This is a genomic window from Streptomyces sp. CA-294286, assembly GCF_050947155.1.
Lineage (GTDB): Bacteria > Actinomycetota > Actinomycetes > Streptomycetales > Streptomycetaceae > Streptomyces.
Map to the genome: position 1 here is coordinate 3791883 of NZ_CP192005.1, position 20835 is coordinate 3812717.

Here is a 20835-nt window from a genome sequence, read left to right on the forward strand (position 1 = left end):
CCCTCTGACCTGCTAGTCTTCAGGCCGCCCCGAAAACCGTTGACATGGTCACTAGGGGGAGGTAGATTCGAACGGTTGCCTTGAGTTGGACAAACTTAGTGGTGACCGTTAACGTCTCCCTCGTTCTCCAGGATTTCCATCCAGTGAGAGCCTCTTTCGATTACCTATCCGAATCACCAAGGCCGATTAACTCGGCCGAAAGCTTCTGATAGAGTCGGAACCGCCGGAAAGGGAAAACGCGAAAGCGAACAACCTGGAAAGCACCGAGGAAATTGGCACCGGAAACGGTCTGATAGAGTCGGAAACGCAACAACACAAAAGAAACACCGAACGAAAACGTCCGGAGGAAAGCCCGCAGGGGTGAGTACGAAGGAAGCGTCCGTTCCTTGAGAACTCAACAGCGTGCCAAAAGTCAACGCCAAATATGTTGATACCCCGGCCACTTCGGTGGTTGGTGGTTCCTTTGAAGTCCTACCGGCCCGTGCGGCAGGTAGGCAAAAACACTAGCGAGGACGCAGGAACACACCGTCTTATTCCGATGGTGGCTGTTCCGCTCTTCCGATGTGTTCACCCGCAGTCTTTAATCAGACGCAGACGGGTAAACATTCACGGAGAGTTTGATCCTGGCTCAGGACGAACGCTGGCGGCGTGCTTAACACATGCAAGTCGAACGATGAAGCCCTTCGGGGTGGATTAGTGGCGAACGGGTGAGTAACACGTGGGCAATCTGCCCTTCACTCTGGGACAAGCCCTGGAAACGGGGTCTAATACCGGATAACACTCCTGCCTGCATGGGCAGGGGTTGAAAGCTCCGGCGGTGAAGGATGAGCCCGCGGCCTATCAGCTTGTTGGTGGGGTAATGGCCTACCAAGGCGACGACGGGTAGCCGGCCTGAGAGGGCGACCGGCCACACTGGGACTGAGACACGGCCCAGACTCCTACGGGAGGCAGCAGTGGGGAATATTGCACAATGGGCGAAAGCCTGATGCAGCGACGCCGCGTGAGGGATGACGGCCTTCGGGTTGTAAACCTCTTTCAGCAGGGAAGAAGCGCAAGTGACGGTACCTGCAGAAGAAGCACCGGCTAACTACGTGCCAGCAGCCGCGGTAATACGTAGGGTGCGAGCGTTGTCCGGAATTATTGGGCGTAAAGAGCTCGTAGGCGGCTTGTCACGTCGGATGTGAAAGCCCGGGGCTTAACCCCGGGTCTGCATTCGATACGGGCAGGCTAGAGTGTGGTAGGGGAGATCGGAATTCCTGGTGTAGCGGTGAAATGCGCAGATATCAGGAGGAACACCGGTGGCGAAGGCGGATCTCTGGGCCATTACTGACGCTGAGGAGCGAAAGCGTGGGGAGCGAACAGGATTAGATACCCTGGTAGTCCACGCCGTAAACGTTGGGAACTAGGTGTTGGCGACATTCCACGTCGTCGGTGCCGCAGCTAACGCATTAAGTTCCCCGCCTGGGGAGTACGGCCGCAAGGCTAAAACTCAAAGGAATTGACGGGGGCCCGCACAAGCAGCGGAGCATGTGGCTTAATTCGACGCAACGCGAAGAACCTTACCAAGGCTTGACATATACCGGAAAGCATCAGAGATGGTGCCCCCCTTGTGGTCGGTATACAGGTGGTGCATGGCTGTCGTCAGCTCGTGTCGTGAGATGTTGGGTTAAGTCCCGCAACGAGCGCAACCCTTGTTCTGTGTTGCCAGCATGCCCTTCGGGGTGATGGGGACTCACAGGAGACTGCCGGGGTCAACTCGGAGGAAGGTGGGGACGACGTCAAGTCATCATGCCCCTTATGTCTTGGGCTGCACACGTGCTACAATGGCCGGTACAATGAGCTGCGATGCCGCGAGGCGGAGCGAATCTCAAAAAGCCGGTCTCAGTTCGGATTGGGGTCTGCAACTCGACCCCATGAAGTCGGAGTTGCTAGTAATCGCAGATCAGCATTGCTGCGGTGAATACGTTCCCGGGCCTTGTACACACCGCCCGTCACGTCACGAAAGTCGGTAACACCCGAAGCCGGTGGCCCAACCCCCTTGTGGGGAGGGAGCTGTCGAAGGTGGGACTGGCGATTGGGACGAAGTCGTAACAAGGTAGCCGTACCGGAAGGTGCGGCTGGATCACCTCCTTTCTAAGGAGCATCTAGACACCACTGGTGTCCAGAGACCATTTCGCCGGCAAACGTCCGGCGGTGGTTGCTCATGGGTGGAACGTTGACTATTCGGCGCGATGTCTTGGACTGACGAGTACTGCTTCGGCGTGGAAAGTGAGAGCCAAAGGGATCGGGTCGGGCACGCTGTTGGGTGTCTGAAGGTACGGCCGTGAGGTCGTGGTCTTCAGTGCCGGTCCCAGTGCACTTGCCTTCGGGTGGGGTGATGGGTGGCTGGTCGTTGTTTGAGAACTGCACAGTGGACGCGAGCATCTGTGGCCAAGTTTTTAAGGGCGCACGGTGGATGCCTTGGCACCAGGAACCGATGAAGGACGTGGGAGGCCACGATAGGCCCCGGGGAGCTGTCAACCGAGCTTTGATCCGGGGGTGTCCGAATGGGGAAACCCGGCAGTCGTCATGGGCTGTCACCCATACCTGAACACATAGGGTATGTGGAGGGAACGCGGGGAAGTGAAACATCTCAGTACCCGCAGGAAGAGAAAACAACCGTGATTCCGGGAGTAGTGGCGAGCGAAACCGGATGAGGCCAAACCGTATGCGTGTAATACCCGGCAGGGGTTGCGCATGCGGGGTTGAGGGATCTCTTTTCTGTCGTCTGCCGGCGACAGGACGAGTCAGAAACCGTTGGTGTAGGCGAAGGACATGCGAAAGGTCCGGCGTAGAGGGTAAGACCCCCGTAGCTGAAACATCAACGGCTCGTTTAAGAGACACCCAAGTAGCACGGGGCCCGAGAAATCCCGTGTGAATCTGGCGGGACCACCCGTTAAGCCTAAATATTCCCTGGTGACCGATAGCGGATAGTACCGTGAGGGAATGGTGAAAAGTACCGCGGGAGCGGAGTGAAATAGTACCTGAAACCGTGTGCCTACAAGCCGTGGGAGCGTCGCTGTCATTCTTTCGGGAATGGCAGTCGTGACTGCGTGCCTTTTGAAGAATGAGCCTGCGAGTTAGCGGTGTGTAGCGAGGTTAACCCGTGTGGGGAAGCCGTAGCGAAAGCGAGTCCGAACAGGGCGATTGAGTTGCACGCTCTAGACCCGAAGCGGAGTGATCTAGCCATGGGCAGGTTGAAGCGGCTGTAAGAGGTCGTGGAGGACCGAACCCACCAGGGTTGAAAACCTGGGGGATGACCTGTGGTTAGGGGTGAAAGGCCAATCAAACTCCGTGATAGCTGGTTCTCCCCGAAATGCATTTAGGTGCAGCGTCGTGTGTTTCTTGCCGGAGGTAGAGCACTGGATAGGCGATGGGCCCTACCGGGTTACTGACCTTAGCCAAACTCCGAATGCCGGTAAGTGAGAGCACGGCAGTGAGACTGTGGGGGATAAGCTCCATGGTCGAGAGGGAAACAGCCCAGAGCATCGACTAAGGCCCCTAAGCGTACGCTAAGTGGGAAAGGATGTGGAGTCGCAGAGACAACCAGGAGGTTGGCTTAGAAGCAGCCACCCTTGAAAGAGTGCGTAATAGCTCACTGGTCAAGTGATTCCGCGCCGACAATGTAGCGGGGCTCAAGCGTACCGCCGAAGTCGTGTCATTCATACAACAGGGCCAACGCCTGTATGGATGGGTAGGGGAGCGTCGTGTGCCGGGTGAAGCAGCCGCGGAAGCGAGTTGTGGACGGTTCACGAGTGAGAATGCAGGCATGAGTAGCGATACACACGTGAGAAACGTGTGCGCCGATTGACTAAGGGTTCCTGGGTCAAGCTGATCTGCCCAGGGTAAGTCGGGACCTAAGGCGAGGCCGACAGGCGTAGTCGATGGACAACCGGTTGATATTCCGGTACCCGCTTTGAAACGCCCAATACTGAATCAGACGATGCTATGCCCGTGAAGCCGTTCCGGACCCTTCGGGGAAAGGAAAGTGGTGGAGCCGGCGACCCAGATCTGTACTAGGTAAGCGATGGGGTGACGCAGGAAGGTAGTCCAGCCCGGGCGGTGGTAGTCCCGGGGTAAGGGTGTAGGCCGTGTGATAGGCAAATCCGTCACACATTGAGGCTGAGACCTGATGCCGAGCCGATTGTGGTGAAGTGGATGATCCTATGCTGTCGAGAAAAGCCTCTAGCGAGTTTCATGGCGGCCCGTACCCTAAACCGACTCAGGTGGTCAGGTAGAGAATACCGAGGCGTTCGGGTGAACTATGGTTAAGGAACTCGGCAAAATGCCCCCGTAACTTCGGGAGAAGGGGGGCCATCACTGGTGATCCGTTTTACACGGTGAGCTGGGGGTGGCCGCAGAGACCAGCGAGAAGCGACTGTTTACTAAAAACACAGGTCCGTGCGAAGCCGTAAGGCGATGTATACGGACTGACGCCTGCCCGGTGCTGGAACGTTAAGGGGACCGGTTAGTGCACTTTCGGGTGTGCGAAGCTGAGAACTTAAGCGCCAGTAAACGGCGGTGGTAACTATAACCATCCTAAGGTAGCGAAATTCCTTGTCGGGTAAGTTCCGACCTGCACGAATGGCGTAACGACTTCTCGACTGTCTCAACCATAGGCCCGGTGAAATTGCACTACGAGTAAAGATGCTCGTTTCGCGCAGAAGGACGGAAAGACCCCGGGACCTTTACTACAGTTTGATATTGGTGTTCGGTTCGGCTTGTGTAGGATAGGTGGGAGACTGTGAAGCTGTGACGCCAGTCATGGTGGAGTCGCCGTTGAAATACCACTCTGGTCGTGCTGGATGTCTAACCTCGGTCCGTGATCCGGATCAGGGACAGTGTCTGATGGGTAGTTTAACTGGGGCGGTTGCCTCCTAAAGAGTAACGGAGGCGCCCAAAGGTTCCCTCAGCCTGGTTGGCAATCAGGTGTTGAGTGTAAGTGCACAAGGGAGCTTGACTGTGAGACCGACGGGTCGAGCAGGGACGAAAGTCGGGACTAGTGATCCGGCAGTGGCTTGTGGAAGCGCTGTCGCTCAACGGATAAAAGGTACCCCGGGGATAACAGGCTGATCTTCCCCAAGAGTCCATATCGACGGGATGGTTTGGCACCTCGATGTCGGCTCGTCGCATCCTGGGGCTGGAGTCGGTCCCAAGGGTTGGGCTGTTCGCCCATTAAAGCGGTACGCGAGCTGGGTTTAGAACGTCGTGAGACAGTTCGGTCCCTATCCTCTGTGCGCGTAGGAATATTGAGAAGGGCTGTCCCTAGTACGAGAGGACCGGGACGGACGAACCTCTGGTGTGCCAGTTGTCCTGCCAAGGGCATGGCTGGTTGGCTACGTTCGGAAAGGATAACCGCTGAAAGCATCTAAGCGGGAAGCCTGCTTCGAGATGAGTATTCCCACCCCCTTTGAGGGGTTAAGGCTCCCAGTAGACGACTGGGTTGATAGGCCAGATGTGGAAGCCCGGTAACGGGTGGAGCTGACTGGTACTAATAGGCCGAGGGCTTGTCCTCAGTTGCTCGCGTCCACTGTGTTAGTTCTGAAATAACGAACAGTCCTGTGTTTACAGCCAGGTGTTCAGTGTTTCATAGTGTTTCGGTGGTCATAGCGTTAGGGAAACGCCCGGTTACATTCCGAACCCGGAAGCTAAGCCTTTCCGCGCCGATGGTACTGCAGGGGGGACCCTGTGGGAGAGTAGGACGCCGCCGAACAATTATTGCGAAGAGCCCCGTGCCGGGGATACCGGTACGGGGCTTTTCTGCGTTCACGGGCGGCTTGGCCCCGTAGCGGACGGCGTTGGTTGTCCTTCGTGGGACGGCCTACAGGCGGCCGGATGCCTTCAGGGCCAGGTAGGCGTCGGCGAGAGCCGGAGCGAGGAATTCGGGGGTGGCGTCTACGACGCTGACTCCGTGCCGCCGAAGTTTTTCCGCCGTACCGCGTCGCTGTTCCCGGGCCTGAGTGGCCGCTGCTGCCTCGTAGACGGACTGAGCCGACCCCCTGGCTTCGGCCATCTCTTCGGTCCGGGGGTCTGTCACCGAGGCCACGAGAACTGTGTGCCGCTGGGTGAGTTGTGGAAGCACCGGAAGAAGGCCTTCTTCGACGGGTGCTGCTTCCAGGCTGGTCAGGAGCACGAGCAGGGAACGACGAGGAGCACAGCGCAGGGCGGTGGCGCTGAGTCCCCGGGCATCGGTCTCGACCAGTTCGGGCTCAAGCGGAGCCATGGCATTGACCAGAGCAGGGAGAAGGTCGCCCGCGGATCTGCCTTGCACTTGGGCGCGGATGCGACGGTCGTACGCCAGGAGGTCCACGCGGTCCCCGGCGCGCGAGGCGAGAGCGGCGAGAAGCAGTGCGGCGTCCATGGTGGCGTCGAGCTTGGGGATGTCGCCGACTCGGCCGGCGGAGGTGCGGCCGGTGTCCAGCACCATCACAACGTGCCGGTCGCGCTCCGGACGCCACGTGCGCACGGCGACGGAGTCCTGGCGGGCTGTGGCGCGCCAGTCGATGGAACGGGTGTCGTCACCGGGCACGTAGTCCCGGAGGCTGTCGAATTCAGTGCCCTCGCCGCGGGTCAAGACGCTGGTACGGCCGTCGAGTTCGCGCAGGCGGGCGAGCTTGGAAGGGAGGTGCTTGCGGCTGGTGAACGGAGGAAGGGCGCGGACGGTCCACGGGACGTGGTGACTGCCTTGGCGGGCTGCCAGGCCCATGGGGCCGTACGAGCGGACGGTGAGGCTCTGTGCCTGGCGGTCACCGCGGCGGGTCGGGTGCAGCTCCGTGGAGAGGCGGCGGCGTTCGCCCGGGGGGATCGTCAGCTTGTGCCGAGAGGCAGTGACCTCGGTGCCCGGCTGCCAGCTGCTGGGGGGCCAGGCGTCGCGGAGGCGGGCGCGCAGACGGCGGGGCGTCGGATTGGTGACGGTCAGTTGAACCGTGGCCGATTCGCCGAGTCGAACGGATGTGTCACCAGATCGGGTGAATTGGAGCTTTCGCACTGGCGCGGCGAGAGCGTAGTCGCACAGGATTGCGAGTGTGAGGGGCGCGTTGACGGCGAGAATCCCCGACCAGTTCGGCGCGAGGAGGCCGACGGGAAGGGTTCCGAGGGCCGCGAGGAGGGCGGTTCTTCCGGTGAGGGTGAGGGACATGGCCGCCGTCTCAACGGGGGACGGGGACGTGGGCGAGGACGGAGGTGATGACGGAGTCGGCGGTGACGCCCTCCATCTCTGCTTCCGGGCGGAGTTGGATGCGATGGCGGAGCGTGGGGAGGGCGAGAGCTTTGACGTCGTCGGGGATGACGTAGTCCCTGCCGGTGAGCCAGGCCCAGGCGCGGGCGGTGGAGAGAAGGGCGGTGGCGCCTCGGGGGGAGACGCCGAGAGTCAGGGAGGGGGATTCGCGCGTGGCACGACAGATGTCGACGACATAGCCGGTGATCTCGGGGGACACCGAGGTCTTGGCAACGGCGGACCGGGCAGCTTCCAGGTCCGAGGGGCCGGCGGCGGGGCGTACGCCCGCTGCCTTCAGGTCCCGGGGGTCGAAGCCTTCGGCGTGGCGGGTCAGGACGTCGATCTCGTCCTGTCGGCCGGGGAGGGGGACGGTGAGTTTGAGGAGGAAGCGGTCCAACTGGGCTTCCGGCAAGGGGTAGGTGCCCTCGTACTCGACCGGGTTCTGGGTGGCGGCGACGAGGAAGGGGTCGGGGAGGGGGCGGGCGACGCCGTCGACCGTCACCTGGCGCTCCTCCATCGCTTCGAGGAGGGAGGACTGGGTCTTGGGCGGAGTGCGGTTGATCTCGTCGGCGAGCAGGAGGTTGGTGAAGACGGGGCCTGGCTGGAAGGAGAACTCGGCGCTGCGGGAATCGTAGACCAGGGAACCGGTGACGTCGCTGGGCATCAGGTCGGGGGTGAACTGCACACGCTTGGTGTCGAGTTCGAGGGACGCGGCCAGGGCGCGAACGAGGAGGGTCTTTGCGACGCCGGGGACGCCTTCGAGGAGCACGTGCCCGCGGCAGAGGAGGGCGACGACGAGGCCGGTGACCGCCGGGTCCTGGCCGACCACGGCCTTGGCGATCTCGGAGCGAAGTGCTTCCAGGGAAGCGCGGGCGCTGTCGGGGCTCGTCGCGAGTTTGTCGAGGGGAGTCTCTGCGGGGTGGGCGCTCATGAGGCGCGAACCTCTCTTTCGAGGGCGTCGAGTTCGTCGGCCAGGCGGATGAGGTCTGCGTCGTGGGACGGAGTGGGGCCGAAGAGAAGGGAGTTGAGGTCCGGAGAGGTATCGGCGAGGCGAGTGGAGACGGCCGGTAGGAGCGCGGTGGGGGAGTCGCACTGGGCAGCGGGGACACCGAGGAGGGAGGCGAGGCGGGCGCGGGTGGCCGAGCGGAGTGTGGAGGCGGCGCGGTCGCGGGCGCCGGCCCTCAGATAGAGACGGGCGCGGCCTTCGGTGGTTTCGGAGGCGTGGATGACGACGGGGAGGCGTTCGGTCACCACGGGGCCGAGCCGGCGGGCGCGCCACAGCGCGGCGAGTACGGCGGCCACGGCGAGCTGGAGGGTTCCCCAGATCCAGCCGCTGGGGACATGGGAGAGGAAGCCTGCGGTGGTGTCCTGGCCGTCGCTACCGGTGCCGGTGGCTGACGGGTCGTCGAGAGAAGGGAGGTACCAGACGAGCTGGGGGCGGGAGCCCAGGAGTTGGAGAGCGAGCGAAGCGTTGCCCTGGTGGGCGAGGCGCTCGTTGTGGAGAAGGTCGGCGGCGCCGAGAAGGACCGTGTCGCCGGCGTGGGAGGTGGTGAGGCGGAGCAGGGAGGGACGGTCTTCCGTCGGGTAGCAGGCGTCGTGCGGGGTGCTGGTGGTGTAGCGCAGGCCGCCGAGTTCGACTCTTCCTGCGGTGGCGGCCGCGGGCAGGGGGCAGCCGGGTTCACGGGGGGTGACGGGGACCGAAGGGGGGACGGCGCGGACACCCGGGGCGAGGGCCGGGAGAGAAGGGGGACCTGGTGCGACGAGGACGGTGCGGCCGCGGGACGGAGTGGCGGCGCTGTGCAGGGAGCGCTGTTGGGAGGGGGTGAGGAGGTTCGGGGAGGTGACCAGGAGGGTGGTGTCCGGGCCGGTGGCGGCGGTTGCCTCGGCGAGGGTGGTGACGACGCGGATGGTGACGCCGCGCTCCTTGAGGAGTTCGGCGACGGCGCGGGACCCGTGGGGGTCGGCCGAGCGGGGGTCGAGGCGGCCGTGCCGGCCGCCGGACTGGAGCGCGGCGAGGACGACGCCCGCCAGCAGGAGGACGCCGAGGACGAGCAGTACGCCGCGGGCGCGTTTCCAGACCTGGTGCGGGGTGGGGGATGTCGAAGTGCCGGAGGGGAGAGGGGCGCTGGAGGTGGTGACGGAGTGGTCGGGCGAGCTGGAGGTGCTGGGGTGTTGGGGGGCGGTGGTCATCGCGGGCCTCCGGTGGAGGAGGCGGTGGGAGTGACCGTGTGGGCGGGCTTCGTACGGTCGAGCTCCAGGTCGAGTGCGCGCAGACGCTCGTACGCGGGCTTGTCCGCGGTGCGGCTGCCGTATGTGACGTCGTCGAAGGAGCGGGCGGCGGCGTTCAGGCGGGCGGCGTGGTCCGGCAGGGCTCGGCCGGCTTCTGCGGCGGCCTCGTCGGCGGTGCGGCCGGGGCGGGGGTCCAGGAGGGTCCGTTCTTCGAGGGAGCGGACGAGGGCTCGCATCCGTTCCTGGACGGCCGCGTTCCAGCGGTGCGCCGCGGCGTGGGCCTCGGCGGCGGTGCGGTGTTCGGCGGCGCTGCGGGGGCTGTCGCCGAAGAGTGAGGAGGCGGAGGCGGGGGTGCGTGCCGGGTTGCCCAGGCGCCACCAGAGGCCGAGGACCAGCAGGGCGGCGACCGCGGTGACGACGACCAGGCCGAGCGTGCCGCCGGGAGTGGCGCCGGAGGCGGAGTCCAGGAGGCCGCCCATCCAGTCCCAGAAGCTGTCGAAGGCGCGTTGGAGGAGGTTCGGGTCGTTCGCGTGGTACATCGGGTCGGACAGTTCACGCTCGGCGGCCTCGCGGGCCGGGACGCGGGGGGTGTCCACGGGCACATCGCCGTCGGCGCGCACCCGTGGCCCGGCTGTGGCAGTGGCCCCCGTCACTGTCACCGGCGCATCAGCTCCCCGGGACGTGGTCGGTCGGCTGGTGAGTGCCGTAACCCTGCAGGCCGGCTGCGCGGGCGAGGTCCAGGTCGAGGGCTTCGCGGCGGATGCGCTGGTCGATGTAGAGGAGGACCGTCACGCCTGCGGAGATCGGGTAGGTGATGGCGGTCGCGATGACTGCACCGATGCCGACGATGATCAGGAACGTCCAGCCGAAGTCCGGGGCGGAGCCCTCAAGGAGGTTGCTGAGACCTTCACCGTCGACCAGCAGGGCGATGACGGAGAAGACCATCATGAGCAGGAGCGACACGAGGACGATCAGGAGCTGGGTCAGCAGGGTGATGCCGAAGATCCGCCACCAGGAACCCTTGACCAGCTTCGCGGAGCGGCGCACGGACTGGGCGATGGACTGCCGTTCCAGCATCAGCGCCGGCGAGGCGAGGGAGAACCGGACCCACAGCCAGATCACGACCGTCACCGCCGCGAGTCCGCCCAGTGCGCTCAGCAGCGCTCCGGCGACCGGGGTCGCCACCTCGGCGATCAGGATTCCGGGAAGCACGCCCACTGCGGTGATGGCAGCCGCGCCCAGCACCATGAGCAGCGTGAGGCCGAGCAGCCTGAGCAGCTGGGGTTTCGCCTCGCGCCATGCGTCGGCGAGGTTCACCGGGCGACCGAGCACGGAGCGGCTGACCACCATGGTGAGCAGCGCCGTGGTGAAGAGGGTGCCGATGAGGGCGATCCCCGTGGACGGACCCTGGCTGGTCAGCAGGTTGCGCAGGGAGTCCAAGAGCTGGCGGAGGGCTTCGGAAGGGGTGGGGTTCGGGTCGACGGCGATCGGCGCGGGCAGCAGGTAGCGCTGGACCAGGGTGTCCGCGATCTGCATGAGCACGGCGATGCTGACCGTGATGGCGAGGACCGTGCGCCAGTGGGCGCGCATGGTGGAGACCGCGCCGTCCAGAATGTCGCCGACGCCGAGCGGGCGCAGGGGGATGACTCCGGGCTTGGCTGCGGGCGGTGGGCCGCCCCAGCCGCCGGGGCCGGGTGCTCCCCAGCCGCCGCCCTGCTGCGGCCCGCTCCCCCCTTGCCGGGACGGGGACTGGGCGTGACTGCGCGGTTCTGTGCTCCCAGGGGCGGACCACTGACCTGCGGGGGGCTGCTCCTTCGACCACTTCGAGGCGTTCTCCGGGGAGCCGGTCGCCTGGTCGGTGGGATCGGTGCGGCCGGAGTTCTCCGGCGGCCGGCCGTCGGAGGGGGCGGGTCCGGGCGAGGCCCAGCCCGGAGAGTCGTTCATCGTCGCTCCTTCACGGTGCCCGTCCGCGGGTGCGGCGGCTGGTTGCCAGCCATCGTGCCATGGGGTGTCCGCCGCCGGACCGGCCCCCGGGCAGCCCGGCGGCCGTTGGCACCTTCAAAAGTCGGGGCGGTACGGGGCAGACTGGGCGGATGGCTGATCAGGACGCACACAACACGGTGGGCGCAGAACCGCCCGCGTTGCCCTCTCTGCGATGGGAGGAGCCGCCCGAAGGGCCGGTACTCGTGCTCCTCGACCAGACCAGACTGCCCACTGAGGAGGTCGAGCTGGTCTGTACGGACGTGCCCGCGCTCGTACAGGCGATTCAGACGCTGGCGGTGCGGGGAGCTCCGCTTCTCGGCCTCGCCGGGGCGTACGGGGTGGCGCTCGCCGCCAGGCGGGGGTTCGACGTCGAGGAGGCGGCGGCCCAGTTGTCGAGTGCGCGGCCCACCGCGGTCAACCTCGGGTACGGGGTGCGCCGGGCCGCCGCGGCGCACCGGAGCGCGTGTGAGCAGGGGGCGGGCGACGAAGGCGCTGCCGCCGCCGCGCTGGAGGCTGCCCGGGAACTGCACAGACAGGACGCCGCGGCGAGCGTCGCGATGGCCGGACACGGGCTGGCCCTGCTCGATGAGCTGCTGCCCGGCGGCGGCCACCGGATCCTGACCCACTGCAATACCGGGGCGCTGGTGTCCGGCGGTGAGGGCACGGCGTTCGCGGTGGCGCTGGCGGCGCACCGGGTGGGGCGGCTGCGACGGCTGTGGGTGGACGAGACGCGTCCCCTGCTGCAGGGCTCCCGGCTGACCGCGTACGAGGCGGCGCGCAGGGGAATGGCGTACACGCTGCTCACGGACAACGCGGCGGGCTCGCTGTTCGCGGCGGGCGAGGTGGACGCCGTGCTGATCGGCGCGGACCGGATCGCGGCCGACGGTTCGGTCGCGAACAAGGTGGGGAGCTATCCGCTCGCGGTGCTCGCGAAGTACCACCACGTGCCGTTCCTCGTCGTCGCGCCGCTGACCACGGTGGATCTGGGAACGCCGGACGGGGCGGCCATCGAGGTGGAACAGCGCTCCGGGCTGGAAGTGACGGAACTCACCGGTGCGTTCTCGGCCGCGGGTGTCGAAGGGGGCTCCGGGCTGCCGGTGGCACCCCTCGGGACCCAGGCGTACAACCCGGCGTTCGACGTGACGCCGCCAGAACTGGTGACGGCGATCGTCACCGAGGAGGGGGCTGTTTCTCCGGTGACCGGGACCGGCCTCGCCGAGCTGTGTGCCAGGTCACGACGGGTAACGATGAGCTAATGGGATGATGGCGTTTATGAAGGGTCGCGTTCTCGTCGTTGACGATGACACCGCACTGGCCGAGATGCTCGGCATCGTGTTGCGTGGAGAAGGTTTTGAACCGTCGTTCGTCGCGGACGGCGACAAGGCGCTCGCAGCGTTCAGGGAGGCCAAGCCTGACCTGGTGCTGCTGGACCTCATGCTGCCCGGACGCGACGGCATCGAGGTCTGCCGTCTGATCCGGGCCGAGTCCGGAGTGCCGATCGTGATGCTTACGGCTAAGAGCGACACCGTGGACGTGGTGGTCGGGCTGGAGTCCGGCGCCGACGACTACATCGTCAAGCCGTTCAAGCCCAAGGAGCTCGTCGCCCGGATCCGGGCGAGGCTGAGGAGGTCGGAGGAACCCGCGCCGGAACAGCTGGCCATAGGTGACCTGGTCATCGACGTGGCCGGGCACTCGGTGAAGCGCGAGGGGCAGTCGATCGCTCTGACCCCGCTGGAGTTCGACCTGCTGGTCGCGCTCGCCCGCAAGCCCTGGCAGGTGTTCACCCGAGAGGTGCTGCTGGAGCAGGTCTGGGGCTACCGGCATGCCGCGGACACCCGGCTGGTCAACGTCCACGTGCAGCGGCTGCGCTCCAAGGTCGAGAAGGACCCGGAACGTCCCGAGATCGTCGTGACGGTGCGCGGCGTCGGCTACAAGGCCGGACCGAGCTGACATGAAGCCTGGCAGTGCTGCTCCGAAGCCCGGGGAGCCGGGAGGCCGTACGGAGCGGGCTGCCGGTGCCGGGCGGCCCGCTTCCGCGGGCCGCGCCGGCCCCTCGGGCGCCACGGACCGTTCCGGTGCCTCGGACCGCTCCGGGGCTTCGGGGGAGCCGGGTACGGCGGTGGGCCCGGGTGCGTCCGGGGCTTTCCGCGCATCCGTGCCGCCCGGCCGGTCCGGGCGCGGCGCGTCCCGGGTGGGGCGGCTGCTCCAGGACGGAGCGCCCGGCGGGCCCGTGCTGCGTATGGTCGTACGTCTGGTGCGGCGTCCGCTGCTGCCGGCGGCGCGGCTGTGGCGGCGGAACATCCAGCTTCGAGTGGTCGCCACCACCCTGCTGATGTCGCTCGGAGTGGTGCTGCTGCTGGGCTTCGTCGTGATCAGCGCGGTCAAGAACGGGCTGCTCAACTCGAAGGTGGAGGCCGCCCAGAACCAGGCCCGCGGTGGTTTCGCCGCGGCTCAGGAACGCGCCAGCACCCCCGTGGACCAGGGCGGACAGGAAGGCGACACCGCCGACAGGCGGGCGGCCCGCAACGCCGCCAACTGGCGCTCCGACCTGGTGGAGCAACTTTCCAGTGGCGGGCAGAAGGCATTCAACGTGGTCGCCCTGAGCGCTGTGTCGGACGAGGCGACGAGTCAGCGCGGGCCCCGCGCCTCCGGCGGCGTCGACCCCCTGACGAGCGTCCCCCAGGACCTCCGGGACCGGGTCGACAACGGTGCCGAGGCGTACCAGCGGTATGTGCGGATCGTCTACAGCAACGACGCGCAGCCGTCCGAGCCCGGACTGGTCGTGGGCAAGCGGCTCAATGACGTGAGCGGTCAGCCCTACCAGCTCTACTACCTCTTCCCGCTGACGCAGGAGGAGGCCTCGCTCAAGGTCGTCACGAACACGCTGACGACCGCGGGACTCTTCGTGGTGGTGCTGCTCGGCGCGATCGCCTGGCTGGTGGTGCGGCAGGTGGTCACGCCCGTGCGGATGGCGGCCGGGGTCGCCGAGCGGCTGTCCGCCGGGCGGCTCCAGGAACGGATGAAGGTCACCGGCGAGGACGACATCGCGCGGCTCGGCGAGGCCTTCAACAAGATGGCGCAGAACTTGCAGCTGAAGATCCAGCAGCTGGAGGACCTGTCGCGGATGCAGCGGCGTTTCGTCTCCGACGTGTCGCACGAGCTGCGCACGCCGCTGACGACGGTGCGGATGGCCGCCGATGTCATCCATGACGCGAAGAGCGATTTCGACCCCGTGACGGAACGTTCCGCGGAACTGCTGGTCGGCCAGATCGACCGGTTCGAGTCGCTGCTGGCGGATCTGCTGGAGATCAGCAGGTTCGACGCGGGCGCCGCCGCGCTGGAGGCCGAGCCGATAGACCTGCGCGAGGTCGTACGACGGGTCATCGACGCGGCCGAGCCGCTCGCCGAACGCAAGGGCACGGTGATCCGGGTGGTCGGGGACGAACAGCCCGTGGTGGTCGAGGCGGACGCCCGGCGGGTCGAGCGGGTGCTGCGCAACCTCGTCGTCAACGCGGTGGAGCACGGCGAGGGCCGGGACGTCGTGGTGCGTCTGGGGGCCGCGGGCGGTGCGGTGGCGGTGGCGGTACGCGACTACGGCGTCGGCCTCAAGCCGGGCGAGGCGACCCGGGTGTTCAGCCGGTTCTGGCGGGCCGACCCGGCACGGGCCAGGACCACCGGCGGCACCGGACTGGGTCTGTCGATCGCCGTCGAGGACGCACGGCTGCACGGCGGCTGGCTCCAGGCGTGGGGCGAGCCGGGCGGCGGGTCGCAGTTCCGGCTGACCCTGCCGCGTACGGTCGACGAGCCGTTGCGCGGTTCGCCGATACCGCTGGAGCCCGAGGACTCGCGGCGGGCACGCGCGCGCGTGGCGCAGGGGACGCAGACGGCCGAGGGCGCGGGCGGCGGGAACACCAGGATCGCGTCCGTTCCCGTTCAGCCGACGGGCGAGCGGCGCAACGGGCCGATACCGGGACTCGGTACGGGACCCGTGCCGTCCGCGGATCCGACCGCGCTGCCCGGCAGCGGCGCCAGGGTGGTGTCCCGGCGGGCCGAGGACGAGCCGCGGGGCGACGGCGGTGCCGGTGAGGGCGAGCGCGCCGCAGCAGGCGGCAACGCCGCCGACGGTGGCCGCGCGGCCGACGGTGGCCGCGCGGCCGACGGTGGCGGTGCGCCGGGCGGCAGCGGTGCGACGGACGTTGGCGGTGCGGTCGGCGGCGCCAACGGGCGTACGGCGGACCGTCCGGCGCTGGGCCGGAGCCAGGGCCAGGACAGGGACCGGGAGGACACCCCGCGTGGACGTTGAGGGTCGGGGCCGCGGCAGGGACCGCGGCGTGAGCACGAACCGTACGGGCGGTGCGCGGGCCGGCGCCGCCGCAGAGGGCGCGGATGACGGGCGGGGGAACGGCGTCGTGGGCGGAGTGGACGGCACGTCCGGCGGTGGTACGCGCCGATCCGGCGGACGCGGGAGCGGTCGCGGGCGGGGCCGCAGGGCGACGGTGCTCATGACGGGGGCGGCGGTGCTGCTGACCGCCGTGGGCTGCGGCTCGATGCCCGACGACGGTGACGTGCGCGAGGTCAAGGCGTCCCCCCGGTTCGACTCGCAGGTACGGGTGTACAGCGTGCCGCCGCGTCCGGGTGCCCGGCCGGAGGAGATCGTCGAGGGCTTCGTCGAAGCGATGACCAGTGACGACCCGGGGTTCGACACCGCGCGCAAGTACCTCACCAAGGGTGCCGCCAAGGACTGGGACCCGAGCGAGGTCACCACGGTCCTGGCCGCCGGGCCGACGCAGAAGGTCACCCCCGCGCAGCACAGCAGCGAGACGCCTTCGTACGCGCTCAGCGGGAAGCAGGTCGCCTATCTGGACAAGCAGAACGCCTACCGGTCGGCGCCGGAGCCGTACAGCAAGGCGCTGGGCCTGGTCCGGGAGAAGAACCCGGACAACAAACAGGACCCCGGCGAGTGGCGGATCGACGCTCCGCCGAAGGGGCTGGTGCTCGGTGAGTCCGACTTCCAGCGCATTTTCCGTTCCGTCAACAAGTACTACTTCGCGTCGAACCGCGGGGACGACGACTCCGCGCAGCCGTGGCTCGTCGCCGACCCCGTGTACGTGCGCAAGCGGACCGATCCGCAGACCCGGCTGGACCCCGTGGCGCAGGCCGTCAAGGCCCTCATGGACGGACCGTCGTCCTGGCTGAAGTCCGTGGTCAGCTCGGGTTTCCCAAGCGACGCGACCCTCAAGGGCGGTGTCAAGACGCTGGCCTTCGGGGACAACAACTCGCTCACCGTGCCGCTCGGCGACAAGGCGGCGAACGTCAACCGCAAACGCTGTACGGACATGGCGGCGCAACTCCTGTTCACCCTGCGGGAGCTGACGACGACCTCGCGGATCCAGGAGGTGGAGATCCAGAGCGAGGACGCCACCTCCCTGTGCAGGCTCACCGAAGCCCAGTCGGACAGGTACGCGCCGCACTCCGGGATTGCCGCGGGCCCGGTCCATCAGTACTTCCTGAACAGCAAGCACCGGCTGGTGCAGATGCGCGAACAGGAGGACGGCGAGGAGGCGCAGGTGGTGCCCGGGGCGCTCGGGGCGAACGGGCTGCGTCTGAAGTCCGCGGGCGTCTCGCGCGACGAGCGCGACGCGGCGGGAGTGGCGGAGGACGGGCGTCGCATGCTCGTCGCACCTCTCCTGGCGGGTAGCGAGTACTCGGCCCTCTACCGCAGTGACCACGGGTCGAAGGAGCCGCTCTCCGCGCCCAGTTGGGACGGGCGGGGCGACCTGTGGTTCGCGGACCGCGACCGGGACCGCAAGACATCGAAGCTGCTGCGCTCGGTGGGCGGGACGGAACCGCCGCAAGAAGTGAAGGTCCACGGACTCGGTGACGGGTACGTCGACTCGCTGCGGGTGTCCGCCGACGGCGTGCGGATCGCGCTGCTGGTGGTGGAGAAGGACCGCAAGACGCTGAAGGTGGGTCGGGTGGAGCACCGCGGCACGCGGGAGAAGCCCGAGGTCGAGGTGGGCGGACTGCGGCCCGCCGCCCCTCAGATGGAGGAAGTGACAGCCATGTCCTGGGCCGGGCACAGCCGGCTGGTCGTGGTGGGCCGGGAGGCCGGCGGGGTGCAGCAGATGCGGTACGTGCAGACGGACGGATCCACCTCGGCCGCAGGGCTGTTGCCGGGTGCCAATCAGGTGACGGCCGTCGCCTCCGCCGATTCCGAGCACCTGCCGTTGCTGGCGCAGTCGCAGGAGGACGGGATCGTGCGGCTGCCGCCCGGGGCCAACTGGAAGACGGTGGTGCAGAAGGGCTCGATGCCCTTCTACCCGGGATAGCTGGGGCAGCCCGGGTAGCGGGGACAGCCGGACCGCGCGACGGGCGTGGCGCCAGGACCGGAAAGCTCGCGGACTGCCCCGACAGGGGTGGTTCGCGGGTTGTTTTCCACAGGCGGCCTGGGTGGTCGGCGGGTTTTCCACAGGGGTGGCCCGGGTGCGGCAGCCGTGGGCACAGTGGGGGCATGCGAGAACTGCGGAGATGGCGGCGCGAGTTGGCCGGGCTCGTGCTGCCCGTGGCCTGCGCGGGCTGCGGCACGCCACGGGCGCCGTCCGGGGTCTGCGCGGAGTGCGCCGAGGAACTGTACGGGGCGGGGCCGGGCCGGGTGCGGCCCGTGCCGGAGCCGCCGGGGCTGCCGGCCGTGCACGCGGCGGCACGGTACGAGGACGTCGCGCGGGCGGTGCTGCTGGCGCACAAGGAGCGGGGCGCGCTGGGGTTGGCGGAGCCGCTCGGGGCTGCCCTGGCACGGGCGGTGGCGGGGGCGCTGTCCGCGACGGAGGGGCAGGTGGGAGCGGCGACTCCCGGGACGCGAGGGGCGTATTCGCCGGGCCGTTGGGTAGACGGTCCGGCAGTGGAAGAGACACGGGAAGTCGTGCTGGTGCCCGTGCCCTCCGTACGCCGTTCGGTCGGCGCCCGGGGGCACGACCCGGTGCGGCGGATCGCCTTCGCGGCAGCCGCACAGCTGCGTCGGGGCGGCACGTGCGCGCGGGTCGTACCGGTGCTGCGGCACCGGCGGGCGGTCGGCGACCAGGCGGGACTGTGTGCCCGGGAGCGGTCGGCGAACCTGGCCGGGGCGCTGGGGCTGGTGCCCGGCGGCCGCAGGCTGCTGGCGAGCGGAGAGGTGGTGCTGGTGGACGACCTGATGACCACCGGGGCCTCGCTGGCGGAGGCCGCGCGGGCGATCGGGCCCGGTGCGGGCTCGGCGGCCGGCATCGGGAATACCGCGAACCGCGAGATCGCCGCTGCGGTTGTCGCAGCCCCGCCGTTATCTTTCGAAATAAACTGGAACTGAACGCTTACTTGCATCGTTGCAGGTAGTGAGAGGGGAAAAACACCGGAATGGCGGTACGTGCCGGTAGCGGGTGCCGACACCCGTCCGAGCGAGCTATGTTCGGAAGTGAGGAATCGCGGTCGCTGTGCCTCACTTATTGCACTGCCGTGCTTCAGGTTTTCCCTCGCACCCCGGAAATTCGGGGGTGTGGATCTTCCCTACGGGGGAGGAGGAGGTGAAGTCGCCAAGTCCGAGACTTCGGGACTGACCGGAGTCTGGTGCAAGAGGGAGATGCTCCGCCGACGTGCGGAGTGATCCGGGAACGGAGTTCTGCGTGGACATCGTCGTCAAGGGCCGCAAGACCGAAGTACCCGAGCGGTTCCGCAAGCACGTGGCGGAGAAGCTCAAGCTGGAGAGGATCCAGAAGCTCGACGGCAAGGTGATCAGCCTCGACGTGGAGGTGTCCAAGGAGCCCAACCCGCGGCAGGCCGACCGCTCGGACCGGGTGGAGATCACGGTCCACGGGCGCGGGCCCGTCATCCGGGCGGAGGCATCGGCGGGCGACCCGTATGCGGCGCTCGACCTGGCGACCGGCAAGCTGGAGGCGCGGCTGCGCAAGCAGCACGACAAGCGCCACACCCGCCGCGGCAACGGCAGGCTGTCGGCGGCCGAAGTGGGCAACACCGTGCCCGACGCGGCGGTGCTCGACAGCGACGGTCAACTGGCCGTGGACCACGCCGAGTCGGACGGATCGGTCCCCACGAAGAAGGTCGGCTCGCTGGAGGTGCAGGGCGACGGCCCGCTGGTGGTCCGGGAGAAGACCCATGTGGCCGCACCCATGTCGCTCGACCAGGCGCTCTACGAGATGGAACTGGTCGGACACGACTTCTACCTCTTCGTCGACGCCGAGACGAAGGAACCGAGTGTCGTCTACCGGCGGCACGCGTACGACTACGGAGTCATCCACCTGAACACCGACCCGCTGGCCGACTCCGAGGTCGGCGGCGCGGGCGGCGCACTCGGCGGATGACCGCTGAACGGCGGCGCCCCGCGCGCCGTACCACCTGAGGGTGGTGCCCCCGGAGGGCGTGCGCACCTCCGGGGGCACCGGCGTGTGCGGCCTGAAGCGACCGCTCCCTCTTCCGGGCATGGAATCATGTCACCGCAAGTCAAGGGGTGCTCTGCGGACTGTGGTTGGCGCAGCACATGAACTCCGGGCCATGGCCTCAGGGGGAGGAACGATGGCGGACAGCTTCGGTCCGGTGCACGGCGGTGACTGTGCGCGGGACGTCGGCCGCGCGGCGGACGCGGACGTCGACATGCATGCGGGCGCGTCCCGCAAGGAGCCGATCCGGGTTCTCGTGGTGGACGACCACGCGCTCTTCCGCCGGGGGCTGGAGATCGTCCTGGCGCAGGAGGAGGACATCCAGGTCGTCGGTGAGGCCGCGGACGGGGCGGAGGCCGTGGACAAGGCGGCCGACCTGCTGCCGGACATCGTGCTGATGGACGTACGGATGCCCCGTCGCGGCGGGATCGAGGCGTGCACCTCGATCAAGGAGGTGGCCCCCAGTGCGAAGATCATCATGTTGACGATCAGCGACGAGGAGGCCGACCTCTACGACGCGATCAAGGCCGGCGCGACGGGATACCTGCTGAAGGAGATCTCGACGGACGAGGTGTCCACGGCGATCCGGGCGGTGGCCGACGGGCAGTCGCAGATCAGCCCCTCCATGGCGTCGAAGCTGCTCACCGAGTTCAAGTCGATGATCCAGCGCTCCGACGAACGGCGACTGGTGCCCGCCCCCCGGCTGACCGACCGCGAGCTGGAAGTGCTCAAACTGGTGGCCACCGGGATGAACAACCGGGACATCGCCAAGGAGCTGTTCATCTCGGAGAACACCGTGAAGAACCACGTGCGCAACATCCTGGAGAAACTGCAGCTGCACTCCCGGATGGAGGCCGTGGTCTACGCGATGCGGGAGAAGATCCTCGAAATCCGCTGAGCCGGGCACCGGGCGCGACGAAGACCGGTGGGGCGACGCCCGCTGAG

General features: G+C 67.4%; 12 protein-coding genes and 3 rRNA genes. 10 read left to right on the forward strand and 5 right to left on the reverse strand.

Annotated elements, in window-relative coordinates:
- Positions 1-605: 605 nt before the first annotated feature.
- From ACQPZG_RS21595 to rrf, 3 genes are all read left to right on the forward strand, one after another.
- Positions 606-2133, forward strand: a 16S ribosomal RNA gene (locus tag ACQPZG_RS21595).
- Between the two features lie 295 nt (positions 2134-2428).
- A 23S ribosomal RNA gene (locus ACQPZG_RS21600) occupies positions 2429-5554 on the forward strand.
- Between the two features lie 81 nt (positions 5555-5635).
- Positions 5636-5752 (forward strand): 5S ribosomal RNA (gene rrf, locus ACQPZG_RS21605).
- The 16S, 23S and 5S rRNA genes sit together here, the layout of an rRNA operon.
- A 108-nt stretch (positions 5753-5860) precedes the next feature.
- On the opposite strand, the gene ACQPZG_RS21610 is transcribed toward rrf, so the two are convergent.
- The 5 genes from ACQPZG_RS21610 to ACQPZG_RS21630 are packed head-to-tail and all read right to left on the reverse strand — an operon-like array spanning position 5861 to position 11428.
- Entirely contained in the window at positions 5861-7177 is a 1317-nt protein-coding gene (locus tag ACQPZG_RS21610) for a DUF58 domain-containing protein (protein WP_433547379.1), read from the reverse strand.
- Positions 7178-7187: 10 nt separating this feature from the next.
- Positions 7188-8186: an AAA family ATPase gene (locus tag ACQPZG_RS21615; RefSeq protein ID WP_433547380.1), complete on the reverse strand. Its 999-nt coding sequence runs from the start codon at positions 8184-8186 to the stop codon at positions 7188-7190.
- Positions 8183-9445, reverse strand: a complete 1263-nt coding sequence (locus tag ACQPZG_RS21620; RefSeq protein WP_433547381.1) for a DUF4350 domain-containing protein — start codon at positions 9443-9445, stop codon at positions 8183-8185. The genes ACQPZG_RS21615 and ACQPZG_RS21620 overlap by 4 nt, the downstream gene beginning before the upstream one ends.
- Positions 9442-10143, reverse strand: a complete 702-nt coding sequence (locus ACQPZG_RS21625; protein WP_433547382.1) for a DUF4129 domain-containing protein — start codon at positions 10141-10143, stop codon at positions 9442-9444. Before ACQPZG_RS21625 ends, ACQPZG_RS21620 begins: the two co-directional genes overlap by 4 nt.
- 7 nt (positions 10144-10150) lie before the next feature.
- Positions 10151-11428 carry a hypothetical protein gene (locus ACQPZG_RS21630; protein ID WP_433547383.1) on the reverse strand — a complete coding sequence of 426 codons (1278 nt, stop codon included), beginning with the start codon at positions 11426-11428 and terminating at the stop codon, positions 10151-10153.
- Between the two features lie 149 nt (positions 11429-11577).
- Between ACQPZG_RS21630 and mtnA the strand changes: the two genes are divergently transcribed.
- From mtnA to ACQPZG_RS21665, 7 genes are all read left to right on the forward strand, one after another.
- Positions 11578-12723, forward strand: coding sequence for an S-methyl-5-thioribose-1-phosphate isomerase (gene mtnA, locus ACQPZG_RS21635; protein ID WP_433547384.1), 1146 nt, complete (start codon positions 11578-11580; stop codon positions 12721-12723).
- Positions 12724-12727: 4 nt separating this feature from the next.
- Entirely contained in the window at positions 12728-13417 is a 690-nt protein-coding gene (gene mtrA / locus ACQPZG_RS21640) for a two-component system response regulator MtrA (protein WP_189823911.1), read from the forward strand.
- 1 nt (position 13418) lies between these two features.
- Positions 13419-15770, forward strand: coding sequence for an MtrAB system histidine kinase MtrB (gene mtrB, locus ACQPZG_RS21645; RefSeq protein ID WP_433547385.1), 2352 nt, complete (start codon positions 13419-13421; stop codon positions 15768-15770).
- Between the two features lie 28 nt (positions 15771-15798).
- The gene (locus ACQPZG_RS21650) at positions 15799-17796 is read left to right on the forward strand and encodes an LpqB family beta-propeller domain-containing protein (protein WP_433547386.1); all 1998 of its coding nucleotides are present in this window, start codon (positions 15799-15801) and stop codon (positions 17794-17796) included.
- 191 nt (positions 17797-17987) lie between these two features.
- A complete protein-coding gene (locus tag ACQPZG_RS21655) occupies positions 17988-18806 on the forward strand; it encodes a ComF family protein (protein ID WP_433549496.1) in 819 nt (272 codons plus the stop codon).
- A gap of 313 nt (positions 18807-19119) precedes the next feature.
- Positions 19120-19815 carry a ribosome hibernation-promoting factor, HPF/YfiA family gene (hpf, locus tag ACQPZG_RS21660; protein ID WP_433547387.1) on the forward strand — a complete coding sequence of 232 codons (696 nt, stop codon included), beginning with the start codon at positions 19120-19122 and terminating at the stop codon, positions 19813-19815.
- Between the two features lie 211 nt (positions 19816-20026).
- Positions 20027-20788 carry a response regulator gene (locus ACQPZG_RS21665; protein ID WP_433547388.1) on the forward strand — a complete coding sequence of 254 codons (762 nt, stop codon included), beginning with the start codon at positions 20027-20029 and terminating at the stop codon, positions 20786-20788.
- Positions 20789-20835 lie beyond the last annotated feature (47 nt).

What these genes read in the sequence shown, in the direction of transcription:
- ACQPZG_RS21665 (WP_433547388.1), top strand. Translation starts at nt 20,027, where the DNA reads ATGGCGGACAGCTTCGGTCCGGTGCACGGCGGTGACTGTGCGCGGGAC.
- ACQPZG_RS21610 (WP_433547379.1), bottom strand. Translation starts at nt 7,177, where the DNA reads ATGTCCCTCACCCTCACCGGAAGAACCGCCCTCCTCGCGGCCCTCGGA.
- mtnA (WP_433547384.1), top strand. Translation starts at nt 11,578, where the DNA reads ATGGCTGATCAGGACGCACACAACACGGTGGGCGCAGAACCGCCCGCG.
- ACQPZG_RS21620 (WP_433547381.1), bottom strand. Translation starts at nt 9,445, where the DNA reads ATGACCACCGCCCCCCAACACCCCAGCACCTCCAGCTCGCCCGACCAC.
- ACQPZG_RS21630 (WP_433547383.1), bottom strand. Translation starts at nt 11,428, where the DNA reads ATGAACGACTCTCCGGGCTGGGCCTCGCCCGGACCCGCCCCCTCCGAC.
- mtrB (WP_433547385.1), top strand. Translation starts at nt 13,419, where the DNA reads ATGAAGCCTGGCAGTGCTGCTCCGAAGCCCGGGGAGCCGGGAGGCCGT.
- ACQPZG_RS21615 (WP_433547380.1), bottom strand. Translation starts at nt 8,186, where the DNA reads ATGAGCGCCCACCCCGCAGAGACTCCCCTCGACAAACTCGCGACGAGC.
- mtrA (WP_189823911.1), top strand. Translation starts at nt 12,728, where the DNA reads ATGATGGCGTTTATGAAGGGTCGCGTTCTCGTCGTTGACGATGACACC.